This is a genomic window from Sandarakinorhabdus oryzae, from assembly GCF_009733735.1.
Classification (GTDB): domain Bacteria; phylum Pseudomonadota; class Alphaproteobacteria; order Sphingomonadales; family Sphingomonadaceae; genus Sandarakinorhabdus; species Sandarakinorhabdus oryzae.
In genome coordinates this window covers 1-4,863 of sequence record NZ_WNJP01000189.1, presented here as the reverse complement: position 1 = coordinate 4,863, position 4,863 = coordinate 1, and the positions used below count along the sequence as shown (strand labels likewise).

Here is a 4,863-nt window from a genome sequence, read left to right as displayed (position 1 = left end):
GGGCCCCTGGCCGGCGGCGGACTGGCCGGCGCTGGCAAGCGCCGCGGTGGCCGCCGCGCTGGCCGAAACGCCCTACGCCGAACTGGCCGAGGCGCCGATGGCGGTGGAAATCGCCGTGCGGCTGAGCGACGATGCCGAGGTGCACGGCCTCAACCGGCAATATCGCGGCAAGGACAAGGCGACCAACATCCTCTCCTTCCCGATGCTGGCGCCCGACATGCTGGTGAGCCTCGCCAACAGTGATGATGGCGAGGTGCTGCTGGGTGACCTCGTGCTCGCCGCCGAAACCGTGCAGCGCGAAGCCGCCGCCAAGGCCTGGAGCGTGCCGGACTATGTTGGCCATCTGGTTGTCCACGGCACGCTGCACCTGCTAGGCTATGACCACGAAACGGGCGAATGGGAGGCCGAGCAGATGGAGGCGCTGGAACGCGCCGCCTGTGCTCGGTTGCACCTGCCCGATCCGTATGAGGACCAGGATTGACCATGCCTGAGGGCGACAGTAGCGGCGAAAGCCATTCTCGATTGCGCGGCAGCCGCTGGTGGCGGCAGCTGCGCCAGTTGCTCACCCGCTCCCCCGAACACAGCTTGCGCGAAAGCCTGGAAGAGGCGATCGACGAAGCCGAAGACGCGTCGCCTTCCGGCCAGCAGGGCGACGATCTCGGCCCGGTGGAGCGCGCCATGGTGCGCAACATGCTGCACCTGGGCGATGCCTGCGCCGGCGATATCGCCGTGCCGCGCGCCGACATGGTGATGTTCGATGCCACCGCCGGCTTCCCGGCGCTGGTCGCGCTGTTCCGCGATGCCGGCCACAGCCGCATGCCGGTGTGGCGCGGCGACCGCGACAACATCATCGGCATGGTCCACATCAAGGATGTCTACAGCCGCATCGCCGACACCTTCAACGACGCGGTCAGTTCCGCCCCCTTGCACGATCTGCCCATCGAGCCGCTGCTGCGCGAAGTGCTGTTCGTGCCGGGATCGATGCGCATCGTCGATCTGCTCGCCCGGCTGCGCGCCGGCCGCACCCACATGGCCATCATCATCGATGAATATGGCGGCGTCGATGGCCTCGTCACCATCGAGGACCTGGTCGAGGAAATCGTCGGTGACATCGAGGACGAGCATGACGAGATCGAGGCCGCGCTGATCCAGGAAGTCGGCGAACGCCTGTGGGAAGCCGACGCCCGCCTCGCCATCGACGATCTCGAACAGACACTGGGCGTCAACCTGGCCGACGACGAGGTGGGCGTGGATGTTGATACGCTCGGCGGCCTCGTCTTCATGCTCGCCGGCCGCGTGCCGGCGCCGGGCGAAAGCGTCGACCACCCGGCCGGCTGGCGCTTCGAAGTGATCGACGGCGATCCGCGCATGGTGAAGCGGCTGCGGATACAACCGTTGGCGGCTTGATTTAGAAGGAAGAGGGGCCTCCGGCGGGCAGGGACTCAGTCCCTGCACCCGGTTGTTTTCGGGCGACGCTTGATGGCAGCTTTGGGGTGGTTAGCTGTCCTTCGACAGGCGCTCAATGAGCTTGGCGAACGCCACGTGCCAGTAGCGAATGATCGCTGCGATTAGCAGAATCAGCGGCGCCAAAAACAAGCCTCTTCTATCCCAGCCCCACTCTAGTCCAAACGCGAAGTCCAAGAGCGTTGCCAGCCACATAACGGTGAGAACGGCGACAATCGACCAAAAAGTCCAGCGGGACTCTTTTTCGAACCAAGCTGCAAAGCGTTCGTTGCGCATCCACGCAATTTGGCGTCACCCGCGAATTTCCGCAAGTAGGGGCGCAAGCGGACACCTGTCCAGCGAACACAGCTTAAAACAAACGGGTGCAGGGACTGAGTCCCTGCCCGCCGGAGGCCGCTTTATCTGCTGCCGAACACGACCCTATTCGGCCTCGAGCTCGCGCAGGCTGCGGCCGCGGGTTTCGCGGCCGAACCAGGCGATCATGGCGGCGGAGGCGGCGGTGGGAATCAGCAGGGCAACCGCCGCCCCAACCAGGGTGGGCGCAAAGCCAGCCAGCGCGGCGATTTGCACGGCGACGCCGCCGAACTTGCTGCTGCCGGCCACCAATCCCGTGGCCCGGCCGCGCGTGCCGAGCGGGAAGTTTTCCGCCGTGTAGGGCAGCAGCACCGCGATGGTGCCATTGGTGCCCACGATCAACAGCGCGATCACCGTGATCAGCACCGGCTGCTGGCTGAGCAGATCGGCGGGCAGCAGCGCCCCGATCAGGCCGATCAGCGTGAGGCCGACGGTGCCGACCAGTGTCCATTTGCTGCTGCGCTGGGCATAGAACCAGGCGGCGAACAGCACGGTGGGAAAGGCGAACAGCGAGGATTTGGCGAGGATGCCGCTGGCCACCGCCGCGCTGTACCCGCGCGCCTGCAGATCGGAGGGCAGCCACAGCAGCAGGCCGAAATTGACGAAGCTCCAGCACAGCGCGGTCATCACCAGCGCCGCGGTAATGCGGTGATGGGTGGCGCTGGAGGGCGTATCGGCCGGCGGCTGGGCCGGTCGCGGCTTGGGCGCCAGCCCGAACCGGCGCTGCATCTGCGCCAGTTCCGCCAGCCGGCCGCTTTCGGCCAGGAAGCGCGGGGTTTCGGGGATGAAGCGCGCCAGGGCGAGCAACAGGATCCCGCTGGGAAAGCCCTGCAGCCACAGCACGCGCCAGCCATAGACCGGCTCCAGCACCAGGGCGGCGCCACTGGCGGCGAGATAGCCGCCCACCAGACCGGTGCCGCCGACCAGCACCAGCACCCAGCTGCGGTGGCGCGGCGGCATCACTTCGGCGAGCAGCGTGTAGATGACCGGCAGCATGCCCCCGGCCGATGTGCCCATCAGGAAGCACATCACCAGGTTCCAGGTGAAGGCCGGCATCGCGCCGCAGATCGCGGTGGAAACGAAGAGGATGGTGGACAACAGGATCGAGACCCGGCGGCCATAGACATCGGCGAGCCAGCCCCACAGGAATGAGCCCACGGTGGTGCCGGTCAACGCCACCAGCGGCAGCAATGCCACCTGCGATTTCGGCATCCCATATTCGGCCGCCATGCCGGGCAACACGAAGCCGAGCGTGGCCGGCTTCATCACGTCGATGATCAGGCCGAGGGTGAGCACCAGCAGAGTTGCGGCATGCCAGCGGTTGAGCGGGGTTGAATCCGGTGCTTCGAAATTGGTGCCAGCATGATCGCCATGGGCGGTGCGATGCCGTGGCAGCGCCCCGAAACAGGCGAGCGGCACGCCGATCAGGATCAGGCCCATGCCCAGCCACATGCCGCTGTCCATCGGCATGCCGGCGAGGTGATTGCCCATGCTGTGGGCCATGGCCAGCATCGGCAGATGCAACAGCACGCCCGCACTGATCGCGGCGCAACCCGCCCAGAAGATCGGGGCGCGGTCGCCGACGATCGACAGTTTCTCCCCCCTGCTCGTCATCGCCATCGCTTAAGGGGCCGGGCCGGGCCGGGCAAGCCGCCGAAGCGGCATCAGGCCCTGCTGCCAAACAGCGCGCTGCCGACACGGACGACGGTGGAACCGAGCAGCGCCGCCGTCTCGTAATCGCTCGACATGCCCATGGAGAGCCCCGCCAGCCCCAGCCGTTTTGCGTGTTCGGCGAGCAGGGCGAAGTAGGGCGCCGGTTCCACATCAGCGGGGGGCACGCACATCAGGCCGACAATATTGAGGCCGGCGGTGCGGGCCTGGTCGAGCAGGGCGGGCAGATCGGCAAGGGCGCAGCCGCCTTTCTGGGCTTCGTCGCCGATGTTGACTTGGAGGTAGCAGACCGGGCGCTTGCCGACAGCCGCTTGGGCCTTGGCGAGCGCCGCCACCAGCGACGGGCGATCGACGCTGTGGATCACATCAAACAGCGCGACAGCGTCGGCGGCCTTGTTGGATTGCAGCTGGCCGACGAGGTGGAGGGTAATCTCCGGCGTTTCGGCCAGCAGTTCCGGCCACTTGCCTTGCGCTTCCTGCACGCGGTTTTCGCCGAAATGGCGCTGGCCGGCGGCGATCAGCGGCCGGATGGCATCGGCATCGAAGGTCTTGGAGATGGCGACGAGCAGCGGCGTTTCGGCGCGGCCGGCGTCGCGGCAGGCCCGGTCAAGGCCTGCCCGCACGCTGGCGAGCCGGTCGGAAGCGTCAGTCACAAGATCAGAAGGCGATGCTGGTGCCGAAATAGACCGCCTGATCGTCGCGGTTGGGCAGCACCAGCGACGGCGGTTCGGGCGCGATGCGATAGCGCAGGCCACCGGTGACCGAGAAGCGCGGCGCGACGCGATAGGCGCCGCCCAGTTCCAGCGAATAGCGGCGCGTGAGCGGGATGAAGGCCAGCGGCTGGCTCTGTTCGGCGGTGCCCTGCAGGCTGGTGCGCCAGTTGCGCCCACCATAGGACAGGCCAAGGTTGAGCTGATCGGTCATGCGGCCGATCAGCGGCGCGGCCAGCGTGGGTTCGGCGTGGGCATAGCCGGTATCGAGGGCAAAGCCCTGCCAGCCCAGCGACAGGTTCACATTGTAACCAGCCGGGACCACGAAGCGATCGACCGGGGCGGCGGCGCGCGAGCGATCGACCACGGGGGTGGTGAGGCGGGCAGCGACGCCCAGCGACAGGGCGCGGCGGTTGTCGGCCTGGCCCGACGGGGTGAAGCGGAAGCCGGTGCCCAGCGACTGCGGCATGGCTGGTGCGCCCGGCGCCGTGAAGGCAAAGCGGCCGAATTCACCGACTTGCGGCTGGAACGGGGTCAGCGGGGTATCGACCACCAGCCGCTGTTTCTGGGTGCGGGCCGGCAGCTTGGCGGCGTCGGCCGGAGCGGCGACAGCGAGCAGCGGCAGGCACAGCGCGGCGGCCGCCAGCCACGTGGTGGCTGGGCT

General features: G+C 67.7%; 6 protein-coding genes. 2 read left to right on the top strand and 4 right to left on the bottom strand.

Going from position 1 to position 4,863, the window contains the following annotated elements; translation table 11 throughout:
• Together ybeY and GJ693_RS13790 are read left to right on the top strand one after the other, a co-directional pair.
• Positions 1-481: rRNA maturation RNase YbeY (gene ybeY, locus GJ693_RS13795; RefSeq protein WP_156256854.1), on the top strand; the 481-nt coding region annotated here is incomplete at its 5' end.
• Between the two features lie 2 nt (positions 482-483).
• The gene (locus tag GJ693_RS13790; RefSeq protein ID WP_235902928.1) at positions 484-1,407 is read left to right on the top strand and encodes a hemolysin family protein; all 924 of its coding nucleotides are present in this window, start codon (positions 484-486) and stop codon (positions 1,405-1,407) included.
• Positions 1,408-1,497: 90 nt separating this feature from the next.
• On the opposite strand, the gene GJ693_RS13785 is transcribed toward GJ693_RS13790, so the two are convergent.
• The 4 genes from GJ693_RS13785 to GJ693_RS17040 form a co-directional block, all read right to left on the bottom strand.
• The gene (locus GJ693_RS13785; protein WP_156256853.1) at positions 1,498-1,740 is read right to left on the bottom strand and encodes a hypothetical protein; all 243 of its coding nucleotides are present in this window, start codon (positions 1,738-1,740) and stop codon (positions 1,498-1,500) included.
• A 144-nt stretch (positions 1,741-1,884) separates the two neighbouring features.
• Positions 1,885-3,432 carry an MFS transporter gene (locus GJ693_RS13780; RefSeq protein WP_235902926.1) on the bottom strand — a complete coding sequence of 516 codons (1,548 nt, stop codon included), beginning with the start codon at positions 3,430-3,432 and terminating at the stop codon, positions 1,885-1,887.
• A gap of 50 nt (positions 3,433-3,482) precedes the next feature.
• Entirely contained in the window at positions 3,483-4,142 is a 660-nt protein-coding gene (locus GJ693_RS13775) for a YggS family pyridoxal phosphate-dependent enzyme (RefSeq protein ID WP_156256852.1), read from the bottom strand.
• A gap of 4 nt (positions 4,143-4,146) precedes the next feature.
• Positions 4,147-4,863: hypothetical protein (locus GJ693_RS17040; RefSeq protein ID WP_197042206.1), on the bottom strand; the 717-nt coding region annotated here is incomplete at its 5' end.

What these genes read in the sequence shown, in the direction of transcription:
- GJ693_RS13780 (WP_235902926.1), bottom strand. Translation starts at nt 3,432, where the DNA reads ATGACGAGCAGGGGGGAGAAACTGTCGATCGTCGGCGACCGCGCCCCG.
- GJ693_RS13790 (WP_235902928.1), top strand. Translation starts at nt 484, where the DNA reads ATGCCTGAGGGCGACAGTAGCGGCGAAAGCCATTCTCGATTGCGCGGC.
- GJ693_RS13785 (WP_156256853.1), bottom strand. Translation starts at nt 1,740, where the DNA reads ATGCGCAACGAACGCTTTGCAGCTTGGTTCGAAAAAGAGTCCCGCTGG.